Source organism: Lujinxingia vulgaris (assembly GCF_007997005.1).
In the GTDB taxonomy this organism is placed as follows: Bacteria; Myxococcota_A; Bradymonadia; order Bradymonadales; family Bradymonadaceae; genus Lujinxingia.
In genome coordinates this window covers 81,352-106,412 of record NZ_VOSL01000053.1, presented here as the reverse complement: position 1 = coordinate 106,412, position 25,061 = coordinate 81,352, and the positions used below count along the sequence as shown (strand labels likewise).

At 66.2% G+C, this 25,061-nt stretch carries 18 protein-coding genes; 9 read left to right on the top strand and 9 right to left on the bottom strand.

Annotated elements, in window-relative coordinates; genetic code table 11:
* Positions 1-21: 21 nt before the first annotated feature.
* Genes FRC96_RS12395 through asnB form a run of 3 tightly spaced genes read right to left on the bottom strand, consistent with a single transcriptional unit; the run spans position 22 to position 4,960 of the window.
* Positions 22-1,437 (bottom strand): glycosyltransferase family 2 protein, encoded by a 1,416-nt coding sequence (locus tag FRC96_RS12395; RefSeq protein WP_230470192.1) that lies wholly within the window; start codon positions 1,435-1,437, stop codon positions 22-24.
* Positions 1,422-2,831: a hypothetical protein gene (locus tag FRC96_RS22145; RefSeq protein WP_230470191.1), complete on the bottom strand. Its 1,410-nt coding sequence runs from the start codon at positions 2,829-2,831 to the stop codon at positions 1,422-1,424. The genes FRC96_RS12395 and FRC96_RS22145 overlap by 16 nt, the downstream gene beginning before the upstream one ends.
* On the bottom strand, positions 2,828-4,960 hold the full coding sequence (gene asnB / locus FRC96_RS12390) for an asparagine synthase (glutamine-hydrolyzing) (protein ID WP_146974802.1): 2,133 nt from the start codon (positions 4,958-4,960) through the stop codon (positions 2,828-2,830). Before asnB ends, FRC96_RS22145 begins: the two co-directional genes overlap by 4 nt.
* A gap of 219 nt (positions 4,961-5,179) precedes the next feature.
* Here asnB and glpD point away from each other — a divergent pair, with 219 nt between their 5' ends.
* Positions 5,180-6,892, top strand: coding sequence for a glycerol-3-phosphate dehydrogenase (gene glpD / locus FRC96_RS12385; RefSeq protein ID WP_146974801.1), 1,713 nt, complete (start codon positions 5,180-5,182; stop codon positions 6,890-6,892).
* A gap of 153 nt (positions 6,893-7,045) precedes the next feature.
* On the opposite strand, the gene FRC96_RS12380 is transcribed toward glpD, so the two are convergent.
* From FRC96_RS12380 to FRC96_RS12365, 4 genes are all read right to left on the bottom strand, one after another.
* Complete coding sequence (locus FRC96_RS12380) at positions 7,046-8,257, bottom strand: hypothetical protein (protein WP_146974800.1); 1,212 nt, start codon at positions 8,255-8,257, stop codon at positions 7,046-7,048.
* A 108-nt stretch (positions 8,258-8,365) separates the two neighbouring features.
* A complete protein-coding gene (locus FRC96_RS12375) occupies positions 8,366-9,640 on the bottom strand; it encodes a hypothetical protein (RefSeq protein WP_146974799.1) in 1,275 nt (424 codons plus the stop codon).
* Between the two features lie 215 nt (positions 9,641-9,855).
* A complete protein-coding gene (locus FRC96_RS12370) occupies positions 9,856-10,896 on the bottom strand; it encodes a diacylglycerol/lipid kinase family protein (RefSeq protein ID WP_146974798.1) in 1,041 nt (346 codons plus the stop codon).
* 61 nt (positions 10,897-10,957) lie between these two features.
* Complete coding sequence (locus FRC96_RS12365) at positions 10,958-12,037, bottom strand: Gfo/Idh/MocA family protein (RefSeq protein ID WP_230470190.1); 1,080 nt, start codon at positions 12,035-12,037, stop codon at positions 10,958-10,960.
* 230 nt (positions 12,038-12,267) lie between these two features.
* On the opposite strand from FRC96_RS12365, the gene FRC96_RS12360 reads away from it, so the two are divergent.
* A complete protein-coding gene (locus FRC96_RS12360) occupies positions 12,268-14,838 on the top strand; it encodes an FHA domain-containing protein (RefSeq protein ID WP_146974796.1) in 2,571 nt (856 codons plus the stop codon).
* Positions 14,839-15,107: 269 nt separating this feature from the next.
* Positions 15,108-16,973: a VWA domain-containing protein gene (locus tag FRC96_RS12355; RefSeq protein ID WP_146974795.1), complete on the top strand. Its 1,866-nt coding sequence runs from the start codon at positions 15,108-15,110 to the stop codon at positions 16,971-16,973.
* A gap of 90 nt (positions 16,974-17,063) precedes the next feature.
* Here FRC96_RS12355 and FRC96_RS12350 read toward each other — a convergent pair whose 3' ends face one another.
* Positions 17,064-17,729, bottom strand: a complete 666-nt coding sequence (locus tag FRC96_RS12350; RefSeq protein ID WP_146974794.1) for a hypothetical protein — start codon at positions 17,727-17,729, stop codon at positions 17,064-17,066.
* A gap of 80 nt (positions 17,730-17,809) precedes the next feature.
* On the opposite strand from FRC96_RS12350, the gene FRC96_RS12345 reads away from it, so the two are divergent.
* The 5 genes from FRC96_RS12345 (at position 17,810) to FRC96_RS12325 (ending at position 22,713) form a co-directional block, all read left to right on the top strand.
* Positions 17,810-18,481: a hypothetical protein gene (locus FRC96_RS12345; protein ID WP_146974793.1), complete on the top strand. Its 672-nt coding sequence runs from the start codon at positions 17,810-17,812 to the stop codon at positions 18,479-18,481.
* Between the two features lie 319 nt (positions 18,482-18,800).
* Positions 18,801-19,316 carry a gluconate 2-dehydrogenase subunit 3 family protein gene (locus FRC96_RS12340; RefSeq protein WP_230470189.1) on the top strand — a complete coding sequence of 172 codons (516 nt, stop codon included), beginning with the start codon at positions 18,801-18,803 and terminating at the stop codon, positions 19,314-19,316.
* Positions 19,317-19,350: 34 nt separating this feature from the next.
* Positions 19,351-20,925, top strand: a complete 1,575-nt coding sequence (locus tag FRC96_RS12335) for an FAD-dependent oxidoreductase (protein WP_146974791.1) — start codon at positions 19,351-19,353, stop codon at positions 20,923-20,925.
* 50 nt (positions 20,926-20,975) lie between these two features.
* Positions 20,976-21,353, top strand: coding sequence for a Rieske (2Fe-2S) protein (locus FRC96_RS12330; protein WP_146974790.1), 378 nt, complete (start codon positions 20,976-20,978; stop codon positions 21,351-21,353).
* A 52-nt stretch (positions 21,354-21,405) separates the two neighbouring features.
* Complete coding sequence (locus tag FRC96_RS12325; protein WP_146974789.1) at positions 21,406-22,713, top strand: mechanosensitive ion channel family protein; 1,308 nt, start codon at positions 21,406-21,408, stop codon at positions 22,711-22,713.
* A gap of 27 nt (positions 22,714-22,740) precedes the next feature.
* Here the strand turns inward: FRC96_RS12325 and FRC96_RS12320 are convergent, their stop codons facing one another.
* Complete coding sequence (locus tag FRC96_RS12320) at positions 22,741-23,688, bottom strand: NUDIX hydrolase (protein ID WP_230470188.1); 948 nt, start codon at positions 23,686-23,688, stop codon at positions 22,741-22,743.
* 125 nt (positions 23,689-23,813) lie between these two features.
* Here FRC96_RS12320 and FRC96_RS12315 point away from each other — a divergent pair, with 125 nt between their 5' ends.
* Positions 23,814-24,890 carry an OmpA family protein gene (locus tag FRC96_RS12315; protein ID WP_146974787.1) on the top strand — a complete coding sequence of 359 codons (1,077 nt, stop codon included), beginning with the start codon at positions 23,814-23,816 and terminating at the stop codon, positions 24,888-24,890.
* Positions 24,891-25,061: the final 171 nt, after the last annotated feature.

Below are 25,061 nucleotides of genomic sequence, written 5' to 3'. Positions count from 1 at the left end.
GTCGTTGATTTTATTAACCCATCACTCGGCGGCAGCCGTGGGCGGCTCCTGCCGGTCTTCGTTGTCGTGGCGCAGCAGACGATCGAGCATCCAGCGGTCGAAGTCGCTCTTGAGCTGAAAGCTCTCCCGCCAGGGCATCACCACATGCGAGATGCTCTTGCCGTGGTAGTCGTCCGGGCGGATGGCGTCGCGCCAGACCGCGGTGATGGCGCCGTTAAAGACGTAGAGCCCCTCGCGCTCCAGGCGCAGCTTGCGCATCATCGCCGGGTTGAGCGGCTCCAGGCCGTCGGCGCCGTGCTGAAAGTGCATGTCGAAATCTTCGTAGACGCTGATCACGCTGTCGGCGTCGTAGAGCACCAGGGTGTCGAGCGCCTTGGTGATATGATCGGCCCGGCGCAGCGGGCTGTGGGCGCTGAGCACCACCACCACGTCAGGGTAAAGATCGTGGTCGGTCTCCAGGCGCGTGATGGCGTCATGCACAACCTCGGAGAGCTTACGATCCGCCTCCGAGAGCGCCGAGGGGCGCAGCATCGCCGGGATGTCGCGCATGGTGCAGTGCTCGACCACCCGCGGGCAGTCGGTGGTGACCCAGATCGCGTCAAAACGCCCGCTGGCCCGCGCCGCCTCCAGGGTGTGGTCAATCAGCGGGCGGCCCCCCACCTCGCTCAAGACCACGTCGGGCATGCTCTTGTAGGTGTTTTTGGCGGGCACCAGGCCCACCACCCGCGGTTTGACCGCCCCTTCGAGCTTCTCGGCCAGGGAGCGCTTGATCTGGCGACGCGCCGTGAGCAGGCGATCCTCATTGCGGCTGAGCGACTCGGGGTGCTGACGGTAATAAAAAAGCGGCGTCGCCACCCCCTCCACCGCATAGTGGCGGGAGACCTTGAGCCAGAGCTCGTAGCCATCCTGCGCGTTGTGGCGCTCATCGTAGCCGCCCAGCGCCTTGAGCACCCGGCGGCGGACCATCGTGCAGGCCCCGTGCGCCGGAAGATCGAGCAGGCGCGCCTCGCTGCCGGGGAGCTTACGCTGCTCCACCCCCAGAAAACGCCCCTCGGCGTCGACATAGAAGTAGTTGGGGTAGACCAGCGCCACCTCCGGGCGGCGCTCCATGCGCTCGCTCATCACCAGAAGCGCCGACTCATCGAGCCAGTCATCGGCGTCCAGGCGCATGATGTATTTGCCGCGGGCCATCTCCAGCACGCGGTTGGCGTTGCGCTGCAGGCCCTGCGCCTCGTCGTGACGCAGCACGCGGATGCGCTGCGGATCGCGTTGCAGATAACGCTGGCAGACCTCCGGGGTCTCATCGCTGGAGGCATCATCGACGATGATCAGCTCCCAGTGTTGCAGGCTCTGCACCAGAACACTCTCGACGGCCTGCTCCAGATAACGCCCGTAGTTATGGCAGGTGATATAAACGCTGACTAACGGCCTCTCCATCTCGCCCCCCTGCGAAAATCTTCGGTGAAGTCGGCAAATGTGCGCGTGCGTGCCTTCGGTATGGACCCGGCCGACGGCGTGCCCCCGGGCACCCGGCCTCCTGTCAGACCGGCGCGCAGCCGCCAGGGGCGCGCGCTCAAGATCAGGAGCACCAGCAGGTACATCGGCATCATCGGCACCCGGTAGCGCGAGAGGGTGCCCAGGTTGGTGGTCGCAAGCCCCACGCCCAGGCCGAAGAGCAGCACAAAGACCACGCAAAAGATCAGCGGCGGTGAGCTGCGCAGCACCCGCCACGCCCCCCTCGCCCCCAGTACCCATAAGATGCGCACCCAGAGCAAAAGCACCAGCGTGGTCTCCACCGCGTTGATGGCCGCCACCGCGTTGTGCGCCTCAAAGATAAAGGGCCGAAAGAGCGAGGCCGAGATCGCCAGCGGCGCAAAGGCCAGCTGCCCCCCCAGGCTGGTGGTGGTGCCATCGCCCATGCTGTAGGAGGAGCCCCCCTGAATGCGTTCGCCCTGGTACTGCAGGTTGGCGGTCTCCTCGGCCAGCGAGTCGAGCGAGTACTGCGGAAAGATCTGTCCCAGGCCGATCATGGCGCCCACACCCACGACCCCTAACATCGCGATCTGAAAAGGTTTTTTGGCGATCGCAACCGTGCCGTGCGTGACCATCGCGCGCCGCCAGTACCACCAGAGCGCGGCGGCGGCCACCATCGGAAAGAGGATGTAGCTCTTGACCAGGGCCACGGCCACCGCGCCGGCGGCCAGCCACAGAAGACCCCAGCCCTTGCCGCGGCGGCCCAGCAGGCGGTGCAGCCCGTAGATCATCCAGCCCAGGCCCCCCATGGCCACCGCCTCTTTGACCACCCCGCTCGTCCAGAAGACCGCCGAGGGCACCAGCAGCGTGGCCACCATCACCTGCAGGCGCAGCTCGCGGCCGAAATGCGCGCTGAAGGTGCGGTACATCGCCAGCTGCCCGCTGAACGCCACAAAGCTCAAGATCAGCCCACAGCCAAACATCGAGGAGCCGGTCAAAATCAGCAAAAAGGCCGTGATCCCGATCATCGTGGTGGTGGAGGTGCCCTCCTGCCCGAAGACCTCAATGGGGATCTCGGCGGGCTGCTGGAAGATCAACCTCAAGACCTCCGGCCCCCAGCGCAGCGGGTCGACGCGGATGTAGTCGGCCAGCGCCTCGCCATAGCCGTAGTAGACCTCCATATCGCCGCGGCCGAAGAACTCGTAGGTGAGCACGATCAGCACAAAGGCCGCGATGACGTGCGCCCAGAAGCTCATCCAGACAAAGCGGCGATCCTCGCCAGGGAGCCGGGTCTGGCCCACAAAGAGCGCAAAGATGCCGGTGAAGATCAGGATGGTGCAGGCGAAGACCTCGTTCATCGGCGGCCCACCATCGAGGGTGCGTCCTGGCGCATAAGCCCGGGCGGGTGGCCGGCGGCGCGGCGGCTGCGGGTGGGATGCTGACGCTCAAGCCAGGCCTGGAACATCAGCACGTTCCAGAGCTCGTAGGCCCGCGAGCGGCGCCCGCTTAAGTGCTCGCGCCAGATGGCGCGCACCGGCTCGGGGTGCAAGAAGCCCTCGCGCTCCAGGCGCTCCGGGCGCAAGAGCTCCTCGGCCCAGGGGCGCAGCTCGGCGCGCAGCCAGGCATCCAGCGGCACGCCAAAGCCCATCTTCGGGCGCTCCACCAGCGCGCGGGGCACATAGCGGTAGAGCACGCGCCTTAAGATATGTTTGCCCTCGCGCCCCCGCACCTTCATGCCTGAAGGCAGGCGCCAGGCAAAGGCCACCACGCGGTGATCGAGCAGGGGCACGCGGGCCTCCAGGCTCACCCCCATCGAGGCGCGATCGACCTTGGTGAGGATGTCATCGGGCAGATAACCCACCAGATCACGGAACATCCAGCGCTCGGCCAGGCTCGCGACCTGGGGCTCCTGCTCCCAGCTCCAGGTGCGGGGCGGCTCCTGAAGATCGCGCACCGCCTGATGACCGGCCGGCCAGTTGGCGAGCAGGCGCCGGTAGAGATCTTCGGCGTCGGGGGTGTCTAAGAGCTCGGCGAGTTTGTGGAGTTTGTCGCCGATCAGTCGAAGTCGGCCGGGGGTGAAGGGGGGCTCCGCCGAAGATGAAGCTGGCGAGGAGGTTGTTGAGGTTGCGCCCGGCACACGCTCGCGCAGCCCCTCCAGCAGCCGGCGCGCCTTGATGCCGGGGCTGAGCGCCCCTTCCCCCAGGCTGGCAAAGAGCGCCTCCCACTGCCCCGGGCTCAGCCACAAGAGCGCGCGCCCCACCTGCTCGCGCAAGGGCGCCGGCACCCGACTTATGCCCTCCCAGATCGGTGGCCCCCAGACATGGCGGTTGTACCCTCCAAAAACCTCATCGCCGCCGTCGCCACTCAACGCCACGGTGACCTTCTGGCGCGCAAGCTCGCTGACCAGAAAGGTGGGGATCTGCGAGGCGTCGGCAAAAGGCTCATCGTAGAGGGTGGGCAGCCGGTCGATGACCGCCAGCGCGTCGGCCGGCTCGACGATCAGAGAGGTGTGCTCGGTGCCCAGAAATCGCGCCACCCGCGCGGCGTCATCGGCCTCATTGTAGCGGGCTCTGGCGTTGCCGATGGAGAAGGTCTGAATGGGGCGGCCGGACTGCGCCTGCATCAGCGCCACCACCGTGGTGGAGTCGATGCCCCCGGATAAGAAGGCCCCCAGGGGCACATCGGCCACCATGCGCTGGCCCACCGCGCGGCGAAGTTCGCGCTCCAGCTCATCGGTGGCCTGCTCTTCGTCGCCCATAAATGGCGAGCGCACCCCCAGCGCGACGACCTCCTCGGCGCGCCACCAGCGGTGCTCCTCGACCCGGGCGTTTCCCGGATCGCGGATCGTGAGCATCGCCCCCGGGCGCACCTTGTAGACCCCCTCGTAGATGGTGTGGGCGCCGCCGACGGCCGAGCGCCCCAGAAATCCGGCCAGCGCCCGACGATCGATCTGCGGATCAAAGCCCGGATAGCCGCGCAACGCCTTGAGCTCCGAGCCAAAGAGCAGCACCTGCCCGTGCCAGGCCCAGTAAAGAGGTTTGATGCCGACGCGATCGCGCACCAGATGCAGCTCAGCGCGCTCCCGATCCCAGAGCGCCATGGCGAACATCCCCACCATCTGCCTCAAGCTCTCTTCGAGGCCAAAGGTCTGCACCGCCCCCAGGATCACCTCGGTGTCCGAGCCCCCCACAAAGGGGTAGCTGCCGCGGGTCACCTCAAGCACCCGGGCCTTGAGCTCGGCGAAGTTATAAACCTCCCCGTTGTAGACCAGCGCCCAGCGCCCGTCGGCCGAGAACATCGGCTGGCGGCCGCGGTCGGAGCAGTCCAGGATCGCCAGGCGTCGATGCCCCAGCGCCAGACCGTGGCGCCCATCAAACCAGTACCCCGCCCCATCCGGCCCCCGGTGACGCAGGGCGTTGGTCATCGCAAAGATCGCCGGCTCAAAGCGCACACAGCGCCGATCCCAGAACCCCGCAAGTCCACACATCGATCCCCCCTCCCCTCAGACGTTTCAGTTCATAAAAAGCTAAACATCGTCCACGCCTTGAGTAGCTCGCCACGGGCCCTCATCGCCGGCTCGGACCCGTCGCATCGAAGCGGCCGTTGCTTTTGACGCACCCCGTCATTAAGTTGAGTGTTGCCACCTCGGTGGCGGCAGAAACCTGCGCACACACCCCCTCACATTCCACAAAAAAATCAAAGACTTATGACCCAGAACACCTCACGGCAGGCGATGTGGGACGCCCTTGGCGAGCCCGTCGATCTTTTGATCATTGGCGGCGGGATCAACGGGGCGGGCATCGCCCGCGACGCTGCGCGTCGCGGGCTCAACGTCGCGCTGGTGGAGGCCCGCGACCTGGCCTACGGCACAAGCTCCCGCTCCTCCAAGCTCGTGCACGGGGGGCTTCGCTACCTCCAGCAGTTCGAGTTCAGCCTGGTCTTTGAGGCGGTCAGCGAGCGGCGCATTTTGCTCGACATCGCCCCGCATCTTGTGCGCCCCTTAGGCTTTCTCTTTCCGGTCTACCGCAACTCCCCGCATAACCTGCTCACGCTTAAGGCGGGGATGTGGCTCTATGAGGGGCTCTCGCTTTTTCGCTCGCCAAAACGCCACCGCAAGCTCGGGGTGCGCGACGTCGCAAAAGAAGAGCCCGCGCTCACGCGCGAGGAGCTCAAAGGCGCGCCCCTCTACTACGACTGCTCCACCGACGACGCCCGCCTGACCCTGGAGAGCGCGCTCGACGCCGCCGCTCACGGGGCGACCATCGCCACCTGGACCCGCGCCCTCTCGTTCATCAAAGATGAGGAGAGCGGCCGCATCCAGGGCGCCGTCGTCAAAGATATGCTCGGCGACGGGGGGCTCAAAGAGATCCGCGCCCACGCCGTCATCAACGCCACCGGCCCCTGGACCGACCGCACCCGCGCGCTGAGCGCCGAGCCCGGCTCCACCCTTCTACGCCCCACCAAGGGCGTGCACATCGTCGTCGACCACGACCGTCTGCCGGTCAACAACGCCGTGGTCTGCTTTCACCCCGACGACAAACGCGTGCTCTTTGCCATCCCCTGGGGCGAGCAGACCTACATCGGCACCACCGACACCGACTATAAAGGCGACCCGGGCCAGGTCTACGCCGAGGCCAGCGACGTGGAGTACCTGCTCACCGCGGCCAACGACTACTTCCCCGAGCATCCCCTCACGGCCGACGATGTGATCGCCACCTGGGCCGGGCTGCGCCCGCTGATGGCCCAGGGCAGCGGCTCCGGAGCCGACATCTCCGAGAGCGAGGTCAGCCGCGAGCACCAGATCGTGGTCGGCGAAGACGGCCTGATCACCATCGCCGGCGGCAAGCTCACCACCTACCGGCGCATGTCCGCAGAGGTGGTGGAGACGGCGCTGAAGATGCTGCGCCTGGGCGATCATCTCCCCGAGACGGTGCATAACCCCCGCACCGACACCTCCCCCCTACCCGGCGCAGCCGACTGGCCGGAGGCCGAGAGCGACGAGGCGGCCTTTGAGCTCATCGCCACACAGACCCTGGAAGCCAGCCAGGGCCACCTCAGCGAGCTCTCGGCGCGTTTCCTGGCCCACACCTACGGCACCCGCGCCCCGGCGCTTGGCGAGCTTGTGGCGGCCGACCCTACGCTCGGTAAACCCATCACCGAGGGCCGCCCGGAGCTCGTTGTGCAGATCGACTGGGCCATCACCCACGAGCTCGCCGCCACGCTCACCGACATGCTCGTGCAGCGCACCCAGATCTTCTACCGGGCCGCCGACCAGGGGCGTCAGGCCGCTCGTCAGATCGCCGAACATATGGCCCAGAGGCTGGGCTGGAGCGAGGAGGAGATCGACGCCCAGGTCGCACGTTACCTCCACGACGTCGATCTCTCCCAGCGCTGGCGCCGCGACTACGACGCCCTTTAACTTTTTAACTTTTTCTACTTTTTTAACTTAACCCCCGATACACGCGGTTTTCGCATGAAAAAAGCCTGTTTTGATCCTCTCGGGATCAAAACAGGCTTTTTTTTTGCGCGCCGGCGCCTCCACCATCGGAAGCGCCGAAGGTGTCCCTGGCGCTCAGGGCGCGGGCACCTCGCAGGTCAGCGGTGCGACGCAGACCGGCGCCACGCCGTCGCCACCACAGGTGCCGCTGGCGCAGTCCAGATCGCTGTTGCAGCGCTCGCCGTCCTCCAGAAGATCGGCGCAGACGCCCTCGTCGTTGCACCGCAGACCGAAGAGGCACTCGCTACTATCCGCGCAGAAGACGCCCGCTTCACGCGGCGCGCCGCACACCGTGCCGGCCTCTTCGTCGAGTTGACCTTCCCCATCAAAGACCGCCCCGCAGACGAGGCCGGGAGCACAGATCGACAGCGAACCCTGGCTGCAGGGCTCGCCATCGGCCAGCAGAGTCAGCTCCACGACCACGGGCTCCTCGCAGAAGCCGTAGTTGCAGCGCTCACCCTCGGCGCACTCATCGCCATCGACGGTGCACTCGTCGCCGGCACCGGCGTAGGGCACGCAGGTGGGGCTCTCACCGCTCTCGTCGCAGTCTTCCCAGGGCTGGCAGACGCCTTCATCGCCGCAGGCATTGGCGAGCGCGGGGTCGAGGCAGGTGCCGTAGCACTGGGTCGAGCCTTCATGGATGCACTCCAGATCGCCGGTGCACTCTTCGTTGTCGACGCAGGCTTCGCCTTCGTTGCGCGTCGGCTCAAGGATGGCTTCGCACTCCGGCGGCGGCCCCTCACTCTGGGGGCCCTCGCAGTAAGCCGTGGTCAGCGCCTGGGCGCAGGCCTCGGCGCCCTGGCGATCGAGGATGATGCGGCCGTCGGCGACCGCATCGATCGGGCCGACAAACCCGATCAGGGAGAGCCACTGATCGCCACCGGCCACACAGGCCTCCAGCGAGCCGAAGCGGCTGAGCTGCGTGCTCAAAAAAGCCGCCTCACTGGACGTCTCGGCGCAGGTGTAGGCCGCCTCACAGAAGCCCCGGGCCAGCACCTCGGTGATGAGCTCCACGTCGGTGAGCTCGGGGGCCGGGTCGGCGTCGGCGTCGGGATCGACATCGGGGTCGGGATCGACATCGGGATCGACATCGGCGTCGGGATCGACATCCTCATCGCCGCCGTCTTGCACGTCGGTGTCGGGCTCCGGATCGGGATCAAGCTCGGCGTCGGTGCCGACGTCTTCGCCGGCGTCGACCGCGGGATCGGGATCATCGCTGCAACCCACCACCAGAGTGGCGGCCATCGCAAGCGCCAGGGCGCGCATCGTCCATTGTTTGACGTTCATCATCGCCTCCTCGGGCTATTTGTTTCATGAACAAAATCAACCACTTAACACACATCAACACTATCGCCCCACATGGGGCGACAACGACTTGAGGCTTCTTTCTAAGATTCAAGGCAGCTCGCAGATCTGGCGCTCAGCGCAGGTGCCATGCTCACCGGTGACCTCGTAATCGTAAAAGCAGTAGCTGCTCTCACACTCCCCGCTCTCCTGGCAGGGTTCGCCCAGGGGCAGGAGCGCCCCGCAGATCGAGGGGCCCCCGTCTTGCTCACCGCAGCGTAGCCCGGCCTCGCAGTCGCTGGTCTGGATGCAGACCTCGCCAGCGGCCCGCGGGCGCTCGCAGGTGCTGACGCTGCCATTGGCCGCGGAGGTCTGGCAGGTCAGCCCGGGCAGGCAGAAGGTCTGGTCAAATTGCGAGCAGGTTTCTCCCTCTCCGGCCAGATTGATGGGCTCAGGCGCATAATCAAACTGGCAGTAGCCGCGCACGCATACAAAATCCTCGGCGCATTCGCCGCCGCCTTCGGTGCACTCATCGCCAACTTCGTAGTCCACGCACTCGGGCTCGGTGCCGCTGCGATCGCAGTAGGAGGTGGCCTCATCGCAGATGCCATCATTGCCGCAGGCGTCGGCCACCGCCGGGTCCACGCAGGTGCCGTAGCAGGGGGCGTCCTGCTCGTAGCTGTAGTCACAACGAAGCCCGGAGGCGCAGTCCTGCAGGTTGATGCAGGCGTCGCCGGCGCTGGCCTGGCCGGCCATCGCGGTGCGGCAAGCCTCGGGGATTTGCATACCGGTCTGATCGCCCTCGGCGTTGCAGGCCGCCTCGGCGATGGCGTCGGTGCAGGCGTCGAGAAGATCGCGGTCCACGACGATGCGGCCCTCATCGACGCTGCGAATAAGCTCGGAGAGGTCCATTGAGCCTGCGCCGGCGCGCCAGGCGTCGGTGCAGGCCTGAGCGTCGGGGTAGCGCCCCAGCGTCAGGCTCAAAAAGGCCACCTGCTGAGAGCCATCCGGACAGCTCCAGACCGCATCGCAGAAGCCGGCAATCATCGCCCGGGCCGCAGCCTCCCCATCGGTGAGCGGGCCGGGATCGTCGGCATCAGGCTCGTCATCCACATCGGCGTCGGGATCCTCATCGGCATCCGGGTCGTTGCCCCCATCCGGATCGACGTCGGCGTCGGGATCCTCGGTGGCGTCCGGATCATCGTCCACATCCGCATCAAAGCCGGTGTCGGGGTCGTTGCCCGTGTCGCGCTCCTCCTCGTCGGCGTCGCGCTCAAAGCCGGCGTCGTTTCGAAGATCAATCGTCTGACTCGGGCCGCAGCCCGGCGCCATCAAGCCGGCTGCCGTCAGCGCCAGCGCCCCGCAGAGCCACTTCATTGTCGACATCATCGCATCTCCTCCCGCGCCGCGCGCGTTAGCGACCTCCGCGCCCTCTTCCACGCATCTCAGCGCGCGAGCAGAGGGCCGAGGTTGAATTCGAACCTACATCAACCCACCATCCTCAAAGCGCGAGCGCGGTGCAAGCCCCCCGATGTTGACATGATGTAAAGCGCGCTTAGCAACGCCGGCGGACCTTTCCACCGCGTCGCGCTCACCGCATGTTATTGCAGCGGCACCGCCAGCAGGCTGGGATGATCCGAGAGCGACCACTCCACCCGGGTGCGGTAGCCGGCCGCATCGCCGGCGACCTGGTAGCTCATCGCCTCTTCGACCTCCACAGCCACCCGCTGCACCAGCCAGTCGCCGAGCTTGCCCTCCTGGACCTCCCCCTTCCAGAAGGCCGGAAGATCCATCAAAATGCTGGAGATCGAGCCATGGTAGGAGCGCAGCTCAAAGAAGCCCGGCTTTAAGTTGGCGTAGGGGAACATGCGGATCTTGAAGCCCCAGTAGGGGATCGTGGCCGAGCTGGTGATCTTCATCGGCCCGTCATAGATGAGCTCGCCGGGGCCAATCTCGCGCACAATGCGACCGTGCTCATCGAGCTCGTAGGCGACCTCTCCGAGGTTGGTAAAGCGCGCGTTGCGCGAACCGCGGATGGTGGCCTTGGGGATGGTGCGCGAGCCGATCGAGAGCGCGTAGCCGCCCAGGCCCGTGGCGAAGTTCTCCAGCGCGGTGTCGCGCACCGCGGCCTTGAAGCGGTCGTAGTCGTTGAGGATGTCGGCGTCCCAGCCAAAGCCGCCGAAGGGAAAGCGGTGCTCTCCGTCTTCGACCATGTTGACCTCGTGGACTTTGAGCGGAGCGCCGGCGTGCAGCGCGCGCAGATCCTCGATGATCGGGCCGGCGCCCACGTACGAGGCCACGGCGTTGCCGGTGCCCAGGCGCAGCACGCCCACCGGCGGCGCATCTTCGCGGGCGATTTTGCCGGCTTTGACCGCGGCCTCAATGGCGTTGATCAAGAACATGATCGTGCCGTCGCCCCCGCCGGTGAACACCACGTCATAGTCCTGCGCCAGGATGCGCTCGACGGTGGTCTGCGCCTGGCGGAAGTCGTCGGTCAGGTAGAGATCGCGCGCCGGCACAAAGCGCTGCACCGCCTCATGGACCTCGCCAGTCCAGGCTTTGGCGCGCGCATTGAGCAGCACCGCATAGCGCCGCGGCGCCTCCATCACACGAATTCGCCCCAGGTCATGCTGCTCGGTCATGAAGCCTCTTAACGCCTGTCATGTTCGCTGAATTGAGAGATGCCGGGCCACCGGCCACCGCTCAGCCGTGCTGCAGGTTGACCGCGCGTCCGCGACGCGAGCTCTCCTGGTAGGCCAGGGTCAGCAGCAAAAGCTGACGAGCCTCATTGGCACCCAGCAGCGGATCTTCCTCGCCGAGGCAGGCGCCGATGAAGTTGCGCGTGGCGCGCACGAAGCTGTCTTCAAACGCGGTGTTGCGCTGGCCGTAGGCCACCTTGCGGCTGTCGCGGCGAAGCTCCACCGGGGCCTCCAGCTGGGTGGGGTCCGACGAGCGGATGATGTCGATGGTGCCGCGGGTGCCCTCCACCGCGATGGTGGCTTCGAGGGGGTGGTAGGGGGTGCGCAGCTTGCGCTCGGGCGCGTAGTTAAGCGTCATCGTCCCGTAGCAGTCCTGCTGGAAGTGCTTCCACATCGCCACCGTCGGCGCGTCGAGCTTTAAGCCCTCGCGGATGGCGGTCTCGGAGCGCCACACCTCGATCTTCTCGACGTTGCCGATCAAGAAGAGCGCGATGCAGAAGGTCTGGTAGCCCACATCGTAGAGCATCGGCGAGCCGCCGGAGAGTTGTGGGTCGAAGCGCCAGAGGGAGGCTTCGTCTTCGATGGAGGCAAAGTCCCACACATCGCTCTGCCCTTTGGCCACGGTCATCGCCACGCGGATGCCGGTGGGCTTTCCGATCTCGCCAGCGTCAATGAGGTTACGGGCGTCGAGCAGGGGCTTGTAGAAGAGGCAGGGCTCATAGACCTGCACGATCTTGCCGACCTGGCGGGCGGTCTGCACGACCTGGTTGGCCTCCTCGATCGAAAGCGCCAGGGGGCGCTCCACCGAGACGTGCTTGCCGGCCTGGAGCGCGTCGATGACCTGACTTGCGTGCAGGTAATGCGGCGTGAGGATCTCGACGGCGTCGATGTCCTTATTCTCCAGCATCTCGCTGAAGTTGGTGTAATAGGCGCGCGCGCCCCAATCCAGAGAGCGTTGAATGGCGCGATCTTCATCGCGGTCGCACACCGCCACGATCTCCGCGCGCGGGTCTTCTTGATATCCTCTGGCGTGCAGCTCCGAGATGCTACCCGCGCCTACGATACCTACTTTCAGTCGCGCCATCGACGTCTCCGCTTCGCTCTCCATCCTGAGCCACACGCGCCCGGCCTACCACAGACCTGTCAGCCGTCGCGGGCGCCATCACCCGCTCGGCCGCGCGCAATCAGGGTCGGAGAGAATCTGCACTCTTATAAGTGAGCGCGCTCGGAATTGTCAAAACGCTATTGGCGTGGCAAGCCTGTGGAGACGTGCCCTGATCACGACCTCTCGCTCACTCTCGGTTGGAACTTTCGATGACGCGCCCGCGCTGCCCGCAATGCAACGCCCCGATCGAGCCCGGCGCGCCCTTCTGCCCGGCGTGTGGCGCGCGCGAGCTCGGCGCGCCTGCGTTTGAGGACTTCGACGCCGAGATCACCCGCACGGAGATTCAACTTCAGAGCCCTCAGCTGCGCGCGCGACGCGAGCAGGTCGGCAAGCAGCGGGTGCGCTTGCAGGCGCTCAACACCGCGAGCGGCACCTCAGTGCGCACGCTGGTGATCGGCCGCGACCACGGCTGCGATATTGTGCTCGACGCCCCGCAGATCTCGCGCCGTCATGTGAGCCTCACCCCGCTGGGCCCCGAGCGCTGGCTGGCCCGCGACCTGGGCACAGCCAACGGCACCTACCTGGGCGACCGCCACCGCCGCCTGACCCAGGCCGAGGTGAGCCAGGACGACGTGCTCTTCTTAGGCAGCTACCGCTTCCCCTTAAGCCGCCTCAAAGAGTTCACTCGCCGCGCCGCCAGCCCGCGCTCCGGCGGGCCCTTGAGCCTGCCACCCGATAAGGCGGTGATCACGCTGGGGCGAGGCCCGACCAATGATATTGTGCTGCAATCACCGCAGGTCTCTCGCCATCACGCCAGGCTGGTGCGCGAGTCCGGCGGGCTCTTTCTCGAAGATCTCTCCAGCGCCAACGGCACTTTTGTGGGGGGCCGGCGCGTCCGCCGCGCTCCGATTGAGCACGATCAGATCTTCAGCCTGGGCAGCTTCGCGCTGCGCCTGGATCTCAAGAAGATGCGCCTGCAGAAGTCCTACCGCGGCGACATTTTGCTGCAGGCCGAGAACCTGCGCGTGGAGGTCCCCACCCCGCAGGGGCCACGGCGCCTGCTCGACGGCGTCTCGTTCACCGTCTATCCCACGGAGATCGTTGGGCTTTTAGGCCCCTCCGGCGCCGGAAAAACCACACTACTCAACGCGCTGATTGCCTACACCCGGCCCTCCTTCGGGCGCACGCTGCTCAACGGCGATGAGATCTTCGCGCATTACGATCGCTACCGCGGCGCCATCGGGTACGTGCCTCAGGAAGACATCATTCACAGCGAGCTGACCGTCTATCAGTCGCTCTATTACACGGCGAAGTTGCGCCTGCCGCCGGACACCACCGACCAGGAAATCGACCAGCGCATCTGGCAGGTGCTCCACGATCTGGAGATCGCGCAGACCGCCGATTTGCGCATCGGCTCCCCGGAGCAGAAGGGCATCAGCGGCGGGCAGCGAAAACGCGTCAACCTGGCGATGGAGCTTCTGACCGACCCCAGCCTGCTCTGCCTCGATGAGCCCACCAGCGGGCTGGCCAGCGAGGACGCGCTCAACGTGATGCAGCTGCTGCGGCGGCTGGCCGATCGCGGCAAGACGATCCTTTTGACCATCCACCAGCCCTCGCTTAAAGCCTACCGGCTGATGGACAACACGCTCTATCTGGCCGATGGCGAGCAGGTCTACTACGGGCCGGCCTTCCCCGACTCGATGCTCTATTTTAACCCGGACGTTGAAGCCGACTCGGAGGTCGCCGAGCAGCTCTTAAGCGATCCGGGAAGCTGCATGCGCCCGCTGGTTGCGGCGGCGCGCGCCGGCGAGCCGATGGAGACCTTTGCGGCGCGCTACCGCCAGAGCGCGTATTATGAGGAGTTTGTGGCCGCGCGCCGGCGGGCCTCCGAGGAGGTTCATCTCAGCGCGGACGCCCGCCGCAAGCCCCCGACCTTTGAGTTGCGCCAGCTGCGTACGCTCACCCACCGCTACCTCAACATCAAACTCAAAGATCGCGTCGGCACGCTGATCCTGTTGGTGCAGGCCCCGATTGTGGCGCTCCTGCTCAACCTGGTCTTTTTCCAGGACGAAGGCGGGGTCTTTACCCGCATGGAGCACACCCCGCTGGCGCTCTTTTTGCTGGTGATCTCGGCGATCTGGTTCGGGGGCTCCAACGCCGCGCGCGAGATCGTGGGGGAGCAGGCCATTTATCGGCGAGAGCGCATGGTCAACCTCTCGATCCCGGCCTATGTGGCGAGCAAGTTCGGGGTGCTGGGCTTCTTTTGCCTGATCCAGTGTGTGGCGCTGCTCGCGCTGACCTACGGGCCGCTGGGATTTCACGGGCACCCGCTGATGCACCTGCTCACGCTCTGGTTGTGCGCGCTGGCCGGACTGGCGACCGGACTCCTGCTCTCAGCAGCGGTGCGCACGAGCGAGGCGGCGATCGCGCTGGTGCCGATTGTGCTGATCCCCCAGGTGATTCTGGGCGGGGCGATCATGCCGGTGGAGCGAATGGACACGCTCACCCGGGCGCTCAGCGCCACGACCTTTAGCCGCTTTGGCTTTGAGGCGATGATCCACACCGAAGATCGCGCCCTGGCCTATGAGATCGCGCTCGAGGACCTCCCGATCATCACCCCCGAGCTGCCCGTGGCGATACCGCTGATGCCTCACCCCCTGGATCGTTTCTTCGGGGACGCCCAGGCCGGCCAGCTCCTTGATCTGGGCGCGCTCGGCGGCTTTACGGTGGTGCTGCTCGGGGGTGTGGCGCTCACGCTGCGCCGCCGCGAGATGGATTAGGACGCTCTGAGCCCCGCGTCCGCCGTCATCGACCTCGCCCGCTGCGCCCGGCGCGGCAAAACGCAGTGAGACGTTGCGCGTCACCAAAACTTGCCGACTTTTACGACGATTTACAGTCTTCGCCCCTCAAAGCGGCTGAAATTCTGTCGAAAGCTTCGCCGGTCTTTGCTACCATCGACCTGACAGAGTTTGGGTTATTCCCGGTCCACGGCTTTTTGCGCCACGCTGATTTCCCTGCAACGCGCTCCTCACCTCACAGGGTACGAACCATGCGAACGACGCTCATAAAATGGACGCTTCCCGCGCTGATCGCGCTCACCGCGCTGGCCTGTTCTGATGAAACTGACGTCACCAACTGCCCAGAAGGCCAGGAGCGCAACCCCGTCAGCGGGGAGTGCCGTCCCGGCGGTGATAACCCCAATGATCCCGACGGCGGCGACCCCGGTGACGCCGGCGACGACACCGACGGCGGCGGCGATCTCATCGACGCGGACCACCCCCACGACGGGCGTGACGATCTGGAGCCCTGGGAAGATGAGAGCGGCGACGGGGTGCCCAACCAGTACGACAACTGCCCCTTTGTCCATAACCCCGATCAGCTCGACAGCGATGGCGACGGCATCGGTGATGCCTGCGACAACTGCCCGGACACCTCCAACACCGATCAGGCCGCCTACGCGTCCAACCCGGTCGACGAGCGAGGTATCATCATGGGCAACGCCTGCGCCCCGGGCGTGGAGTACGTCGATACCGTCACCGACAGCGATAGCGACGGCATCCCCGACGTCATGGACAATTGCCCCAACGTGGCCAACGCCGACCAGGCCGACAGCGACGGCGACAGCATCGGCGATGCCTGCGACAACTGCCCCTTTGCGGCCAACGTTGACCAGACCGCCAGCCCCGGCAACCCCACCGGCCCCAACGGCCTTGTGGTCGGTGACGCCTGCGCGCCCGAGCCCGGTCAGATTCCCATCTGCGAAGAGCAGACCACTGAGTTTGAGCGTCTCAACCCCAACGTCTACGTCGTGCTTGACCTCTCTGGCTCGATGGACTGGGGCGTGGGTGGGCAAAACGACCACAGCCGCCCCAACCGCTGGGAGCGCGCCGTGGCCGGCATGAACACGGTGACCAACGAGCTTGCCGGAGAGATCCGCTTTGGCGTGGGCTCCTTCACCGGCAGTTGCAACACCAACGCGCTGACCAACCGCCTCTCGATGGGCGACCACAACGCCACCACCATCCAGAACGCCTACAACAGCCTGGATCCCAACGGCGGCACCCCGCTGGACTACGCGCTGCAGAACGTGCTCAACAACGACCGCGTCAGCGATCCCGGTGACAGCCTCGACGATCAGCGCGTCAAGTCCGTGCTGCTGATCACCGACGGGGAGCCGGGCTGCGGCGGTGTCGACGGTGCCGAAGATGTGATCGAAGATCTGCGCGACCGCGGCGTCTACACCTTCGTCGTCGGCTTCGCCTTCAACTCGCCAAGCCTGCAGCGCTTCGCGACGGCCGGCGGCACCGGCTCGCCCTACCTGGCCAGCGACGCCAACCAGCTGGCCAACGCTGTGCGCGACATCTCCAACATCCTGGTGAGCTGCTCGTACAACCTCGACCAGACCCCGCCCGATCCCAACCAGATCTGGGTCTCGGTCAACGGCACCTACCTGCCCCAGGCCGACATCTCGTACAACGGCAACGACAACGTGCTGACCCTCTCGGAGTCGGCCTGCTCGCAGGTCCGCTCGATCGACGCCGAGGCGCTCGACCTGCAGATCAAGATGGGCTGCGCCAACGCCTGTGTGCCCGAGCAGCCCACCGGCCTGTGCGACATCTACTACCAGACCTGCGGTGAGCCGCTGGAGTGCGAGAGCTGCTCAGCCGAGATCTGCGACGGCGTCGACAACAACTGCGACGGCCGCACCGACGAGGGATGCCCGGAATGCTCCATCAACGGCTCCAGCTGTGAGTCCGATGCGGACTGCTGCGGCAACCTGGTCTGCGGCAGCGAAGGCACCTGCGGCTTCGGCTGCTTCCCGACCAACGTGGCCTGCACCAGCAACGCGGACTGCTGCAGCGGCCAGTGCGCGCCAGTCTCCGGCTCGGAGTTTGGCTCCTGCATCGTCGGCTGATGCGGGCTAAGTCTCACGCCTGATGCATAGCCCCCGCGGACCCCGGTCCGCGGGGGTTTTTGTTTAGGGCGGACCCTCGGCGCGCGGGTCTCAGGGTGTAAACGCCCGCTGCATCTCCTCGAGGGCGCGCTCCAGGCTATCTTCGACCTTCTGGCGGGTGACCTCGGTGGCCTCCTGCGACGCGGGCTGCAAGAAGGCGTCGGGATCGTCGTCGGAGCGCTCGTCATGCGCCGGCGGCTCAGCCGGCTCATAGCGCTCATCGACGCATTGCGGTCCGACATAGAGCTCAAAGAGGTGGGTGCGCATCTTCTGTGCACGCGCCTCTCGCGCGGCCAGCTCGGCCTGGCGCGCCGCGCGGCGCTCGGCCCAGCCGAGGGGCTCCTCATCGCCGCCGGAGTGCGTGCCGTGGTAGGCTGCGTGTCTTGCGGCCTGGCGGCTGGCTTCAAAGGCGCGCTGTGCGACCACCTTCGCGCGCCGCTCCGCTTCCTGTTTGGCGTGGCGTTCAGCGAGCAGCCGGCGAGCGCGCTCGGCGCGCGACTCAGTGGCAACGCCCTCGGTGTAGCGGATGGTGCCGGCGGCTCGCAGGCCGCGCTCCCCGTGCACCCAGATCACCTGCGTGGAGCCTGGTGAGCGGACTTCCCGCCCCCCTTGCTCCCCACTCTCCCACATCCCTGCTCCCCACATCCCCATGCCCAACGCCAGGATACCGACGGCACCGATCGCGCTGGACTGGACAAGCCAATTCGGGCTGATCATGATCGCACCTCGTCAAAGACCCTTGTCGTCCCCACCCCTCAAATATGCCCCCGACTTCCTCCGGGTAAAGCAGGCCCCCCATGACTGAGACTTCACCCGCCCCCACACGCTTGCTCCTGCCCCTGGCGCTGGCGGCCTCGATCGGGCTGGCCGCCGCGCATCTACTGCTGACGCCGCCCCTTGTGGCGCTGGCCAACGCTCAAGTGCAGGTCGCCGCCGGCGCCTGGTTCTTCGCCCCGGCCACACTCGCCGCACTGGCTTTTCTGGTTGGCGGCGTGCAGCCGGGCCAGGCCCGTGACGATGCGGCGCTGCCGCCCGCATATCGTCCGCTCTTCGCCGCGCTGATCGTCCCGCTGATCCTGGGCGTGATGTCTTTTGTCAACACCCCGGCGCGCTTTCGCCCGGTGACCTGGCTCACCGACAGCGCAACACTCGGCCTGATGCTGGGCCTGGGGCTGGCGCTGGCCGCCCTCTTCTGGCAGGGCACAGTCCAGCAGCATCTTTTCAAAACTCTGCCCGTGCAGCTTCGCGCGATCCTCGTCGCCATGCTCAGCCTTTTGCCCCCGGCGGCCTTTCTGATGCACCCGCAGACCTCCGGGCTGCTTCGCAACGGGCTGCTCTCCGAGCTGCTCGCCAGCACTCTGGTGCTGGCCGCGCTTCACGAGGCCGGGGTCAGCCATCGCCTGGTCGCCCTCAACGCGATCGTGCTGGGTGTGGGCGTCGGCGTGCTCAACCACGCGATCCTGATCTAAACATCGAAACGTCGCCTCACCTTGCCAGCCATCGCGCCCTCGCCACCCTCGCCGCGTTTTCATTCTTGCCAGCTCAATATGTTCCCAGCGCGGTGTTTTGAAGGCGCCGGGAATCCTCCCCCGCAGCGTTGCGTTTCACCCAAAACCAACTCGCCGGTCGGTTTTTGCTACGCTTTGACGGCGCGACGCGTTATCCTCTTTCTCTGAGAGACGTTACGCGTTCTGGCGCCGGGGTGGTGCACACCCTTTTCCAATGGTTTCCACAGGGCTTTTTCTCCCGGCGACGGGCACACGCGAAGGCCGAGAAACGATGGACCCCATGCGACGGCGAACCTTTTTGAAAGTCAGCGCGCTGGCGCTTCCGGCGCTGGCGCTGGCAGGGGGCACCGCTCGCGTGGGCTTAAGCTGGTACGACCAGCCGGCGTCCCCGTCGACGGCCGCGCTGAGCGCGCGCGAGGTCGAGATCTGCCGCGCCATCTGCGACGCCCTCTACCCGGGCGACCACCTGGGGATGCCCCCGGGCAATGAGGTCGGGGTGGTCGAGGCCGTCGATGATTATCTGAGCGCCATCCCCGAAGACACCGCCGACCTGTTGCGACTTCTGCTTCACGCCATCGACGACTTCGGACGACTGGCCACGCTCCCACCGCGGGCTTTTTCGGAGCGAAGCCGCCGCCAGCGTCAGGCGATTTTGCGAGCCTGGGACACCTCCAGCTTTGGCGCGCGCCAGGACGCCTTTAAGGCGCTGAAGATGATCTTTGCCATGGGCTACTGCGAGGCCCCCGAGGTGATTCGCGCGGCCGGCATCGACTACACCTGCGGGGACTGGGAATGACCCTTCACGACCTCACCGGCCAGCGAGCGCGACGATGAGCGAGACCATCCTGGACTACTCCGCCGAAGATCATGTGGGAGCGCAGCTGCAGACCTACGCGACCTTCGAGGCGCAGCAGGCGCCGCAGAAGCAACATCATAAGGTCGACGTGGCCATCGTGGGCGCGGGGCCCGGCGGGCTGGTCTGTGCGGCGACGCTGGCCGCAGCGGGCTTGAGCGTGCTCATCGTCGATGAAGGACGCTTCTGGCCTCGCCACAGCTTTAAGCGAAAACAGAGCTGGGCGGCCAAACACCTGATGCAGGAGCAGGGCACGCGCGTGATGCAGGGAAACGCCTTCATTCCCCTGGCCAGCGGGCGCGGGGTGGGAGGGGGAACGCTGGTGAACTCGGCGATTTGCTTCAGGGCGCCGGACGCGGTGCTTGAGGAGTGGGTCGAGCAGTGGGGGCTTGCCCATTTTAGGTCGGAGCGCCGCGATCGGCTCTTCTCGGAGGTCGAGGAGGTCATCGGCGCGGCACCCACCCCCGCCGCGCTTGCGGGTGAGAACGCCCGGGTGGCGCAGCGCGGTTTTAGTCAGCTGGGCCTTGAGCATGCGTTTATGCCCCGAAACGCCCCGGGGTGTGTGGGCTGCGGCACCTGCCAGACCGGCTGCCCCACCGGCGGCAAAGCCACCGCCGACATCACCTGGCTTCCCCGCGCGCTACGCCACAACGCGCGGCTTTTTGCCGACACCCGCTGCGAACGTCTCACGCTCAACGCGCAGGGCCGCGTCACCGGGCTCATCGCCCACACGCGTCATCCCGAGACTCGCCAGGTGCGCGTGGAGCACACCATTGAGGCCGATCGCACTCTGCTGGCTGCCGGCGCGGTCAACACCCCGATTTTGTTACTGAATCAGGGGCTGGCCAACTCCAGCGGTCAGGTCGGTCTGAACCTGCGCGTGCACCCCACGGTCGCCGTGCTCGCAAAATTTGACGCCCCCATCCGCCTGTGGGCCGGCGCCACCCAGGGGTACTATGCCCACCACCCCGACGACCCGGAGATCTTGCTGGAGACCTTCTCGGCCTCCCCCGACGTCTTTTTGAGCCAGGCGGCGCGCGCCGGCGTCGATGTGAGCGCGGAGTTTCTAAGAGAGTTTCGCCACATGGCCGCCTGCGGGCTGCTCATCCGCGACAGCTCCTCGGGGCAGGTCAGCCCGGGCAAGGATCAGCGTGCAAAGGTGCGCTACAGGCTTGAGCGAGAGGACCAGAAAAAGCTCACCGCCGGGCTGCACACTCTGGTGGAGATGTTCTTTGAGGCCGGGTCGCGACGCGTGATGCCGATGGTGCGAAAGAGCCGCTTTTTTGAGAGCGTGAACGCGGCCCACGATCACGTGCGCATCCATCACACCCCGGGCGATCTCTCGCTCTACGCGAGCCACCCGATGGGCACCTGCCGCATCGGCGATGACCCGGAGCTCTGCGTGGCGCGTGTGCAGGATGGTCGCACCTACGACCACGAGGGCCTCTACATCGTCGACTCCTCGCTCTTTCCCAGCGCGCTGGGCGCCAACCCCCAGGTCACGATCATGGCCCAGGCCCTGGCGCTGAGCCGGGCCATCGCAGAGGCCTGATCGCCGCAGCCTGAGCCAACTTCCTCGACTTTTTTCCCCAAACCCTCACCATGCCCACCCCACCAGCCGACGCCCTGGCCATCGTCGACAGCCGGCCGCTCCAGGAGCCTGGCGACGCCTGCCACTTCGCCTACACCGACACCTCCGGCCGGGCCGGCCGCGGCGTGCTGATGCGCGTCGATGACCACACCCTGGTGGCCTTCGACGATCACTGCCCGCACTGGGGCGTGCCCCTTGGCGAGGATCCCTCCCGACTCTTTGATCCACGTGACGCCTCGGTGGTCTGCGCGATGCACGGCGCTCGCTTTGACCCGCGCTCCGGACTGTGCCACACAGGCCTCTGTGAGGGCCAACACCTCACCCGCTTTCAGATCCGCGAAGGCCCCACCGCGGGCCTGGTTATCGTGAAGCGCTCCGGGCTCTTTTAGTCCGCCTGTCATCACGTCTGCCCGGGGCCCCTGCATCTTTCAGGAGCTTCGTATGGACGTTCTCCCCTTCAAAGACTGGCTTGCCGCCTTTGATCCTTCCGCGCTCTACGCGCTGGGTTTTGGGCTGGGCGCGCTTCTGCTGGCGCTGGCGATCGTCACGCTGATCACGCGGCGCATCGCGCTGCCGGCGCTGCTCAGCTTTGCCAGCAAGAGCTCGATCGCCTGGGATGACATCCTGGTGGAGCAGAAGGTCTTGCACCGCCTGGCCGCGCTCCCCTCCCTGCTCACCCTGCAGCTGGGCATCACCTGGGTGCCGCATCTTCCCGCGGGCTTGAGCGAGGCCATCCGGCTGATCTGCTTATGCCTTGTGATCGTGGCGATCGCCCGCAGCATCAGCGCGCTGCTCTCGACCTTCAACGAGCTGCACCGGCGCTTCTCGGTCAACCGCGACCGCCCCATCAAAGGGTACCTGCAGGTGGTGCAGGTGCTCGTCTACTGTGTGGCGGGCATCCTGATCGTCTCGTTTTTGCTCGATCGCTCCCCGCTGATCCTCCTGAGCGGTCTGGGGGCGATGACGGCGGTGATTTTGCTGGTCTTCCGCGACAGCCTCTTAAGCCTTGTGGCGGGCATTCAGCTCACCCAGAACGATCTTCTACGCGTGGGCGACTGGATCGAGATGCCCCAGTTCAACGCCGACGGCGACGTCACCGACATCGCGCTCAACGTGGTCACGGTGCAGAACTGGGACCGCACGCTGACGATCATCCCCACCCATAAGTTTCTGGAGCACTCCTTTAAAAACTGGCGCGGCATGCAGCTGAGCGGCGGCCGGCGCATCATGCGCGCGATTCACCTGGACCTGGGCTCGGTGCGTTTTTTGAGCGACGAGGACATCGCCGGCCTGCGCACCATCCGGGTGCTGCGCCCCTACCTGGATCAGAAGCTCAAAGAGATCCGCGAGCATAACGAGAGCGCGCTCTCCGAAGAGTTCGCCACTGAGGGCATCAACCGACGCCGGCTCACCAACATCGGCACCCTGCGCGCCTACATCGGCCTGTACCTGCGCGAACATCCGGGCATTCATAAAGATATGACCTTCATGGTTCGCCAGCTCGAGCCCACCCCCCAGGGGCTGCCGCTGCAGATCTACGTCTTTACCAACACCACGGTGTGGGCCGAATACGAGGCCATCCAGGGCGATGTGTTTGATCATATCCTGGCGTCGCTTCCCCGCTTCGGGCTGCGCGCGTTTCAGGCCCCCTCCGGCGCCGACATCAGTCGCACCACCGAGGCGCTTCAGCCCCTGCGCCAGCTCCCCACCCCGGAGGCCTCGAAGGCCGGCGCGACGGCCTCCCCCTGATATCCACCCTCCCCTCCGGGAGTTGCCTCAGCGCCGCTCGGTCCACCACTGACCGTCGCGGCGCACCACCCGGGTCACCCCGCTGCGCTCCTGCAGGGTGCGGCCAGGGGGGCAGCGCGCCGCCTCCACATCGACCCGCTCCTCGCGGTAGGCCGCGTCACCGGGGAGCACCAGCACGGCCTCATCGCCCTCGGGTGCCTTATCGAGAAGTTGAGGCAGGACGGGGTCGATCGAGGCTTTTTCGATATCTGCAAAGAGACGCGCAAGGTCGCCGGGGGCCTCAAAACGCCGAAGATCTTCGAGCACGCAGAGGGTCGGCGGCGCGAGCAAGATCGCCCCCTTGCGGTACGCCTCGATGGCTTCGGTGGGGCCAATCCAGCGGCTCTCCACAAGCTCGCGCGCGTCGACCTGGACCGTCTGGCCAGCCGGCGCCCGGGCCACGAAAAAACGCGTATCGTAGCGCCGCGACTCAAAGTCCGGCGTGATCCAGCGCGCGTAATAATGAAGCCCGGCGGCGTTCAGGCGTACGGGCTGGCCAGCAACCTCTTCAAGCGCGTTTAAAAACGCCACCATCGAGGCACTCCCCGTGTCGAGCTTTCGACGCCACCGCTGCCAGCGCTCCGGCTCGGCCCCAAAGATCGCGGCGAGGCTCGCGTCATCGTCAGCGGCGTCCGCGAGCGTGGCCAGCATCATCCCCGTCTCTTCAAAGACCTCGCGCAGCGCGGCGATGAGGATGGCGCGCGCGGCATCTTCGTCGTCCGCCAGCCCCTCGGCCGCCTCAAAAGGTTGAGACAACGCCCCCTCCAGCGCCGCATCGGCATCGCGCGCGTCGACCCGACCGCCCGGAAACACCCAGCGATCGGCCATGAACGCATGCCCGCTGGCGCGGCGCATCAGGAGCACCTCAAGCCCCTGCGCGCCTTCGCGCACCAGCATCACCGTGGCCGCATCGCGGACCTTGACTGCCTCCTCCATCGCGCTTCTCCTCGCTTCACCTGGACGTCTGGCGTCGACTCGCATTGAATCGACGCCTCGCCACGTCGTATACCACAGTACGACGCACCGGCCATCGGCCCCCCCCTTTTCCCCGGCGCCCGACGATGAAGTGTTTGACTCTGCCCTCCCTCACGAAAAGAAACCTGCGCACTCTCGCACACTGGAGCGGGGCCTCTCTGCTGATGCTCGCGCTGAGCGCATCTCCGGTGAGCGCCCAGGACTTTGAGTACCGCGTCAACAACCGCGTGCAGGTCGGCCAGGGCCAGCCCTCGCTCACGCTGCGCTCGCCAGCGGCGCTGAAGGACGCCGAGCTGACGTTTAAGCGCTCCGACGGCCACACCACGACCCGGCGGCTGGGGAGCCTGGAGCGCGGTGAGGTCAAAGAGGTGATCATCGAGCAACCCCCGGGAACCTTTGATTACACCGTCACCCTGCGCGCAACCGACATCGACGGGGAGCCGGTGGAGTTTGAGCTTACCTTTGATGTGGCCTACACCGAGGCGCTCAAGGTGGAGGTGGACACCGACGAGGTGGAGCTCGGCCAGGGGCGTCTTCCCATTCACGTCAACCGCCCGGTAGAGAAAGTTGAGATCGAGTTCTTCGACGCCAACAACCGCCCCCTGGGCACGCACACCTCGCAGCATCGGGGGGCCAGCGGCGACATCGAGCTTCGTTTTGAGGTCCCCGAAGGCGATCTGGCCGCGCTGCGCGTGGCCGTGCACGACACCGAGGGGTTCTGGGAGTCCTTCATCCTGGAGCCTTTCTGGGTGGAGATCCCCCACCAGAGCGTGGTCTTCGACAGCGGGGAGCACACCTGGCAGGACACCGAGCTTCCCAAGCTCACCGAGACTCTGGAGCGGGTGCAGCAGGCCATGCGCGCCCACCGCGACAAGGGCCTGCAGATGCAGCTCTACATCGCCGGGTACACCGACACGGTGGGGAACGCGTCGAGCAACCAGGAGCTCTCGGAGCGCCGGGCGCGCGCCATCGGCCGCTGGTTTGCCGCGCAGGGCCTGGACATCCCCGTCTTCTACCAGGGCTTCGGCGAGTCGGTGCTGGCCAAACCCACCCCCGACGAGACCGCCGAGGAGGCCAACCGCCGTGCCATCTACATCCTGGGCAACGGCGCGCCACCCGCCTCCTCCGAGATCCCTCGATCCCGCTGGCAACGGGTGCGCTGAAACCTACCCCCCGATCCCCGCCAGGCGAGCTAAGATCGTGTCGATGTTGAGGATTTTTTCGTTCTACCGTCGCGATCGCAGCTTTACTTTACAGAAAAGCGGACCAGCTTTTCTTAATCTTTCGCCGTCCCTGGTCTATACTTTCCAAGAGCTCTTGCTGCCTCTTCGGCC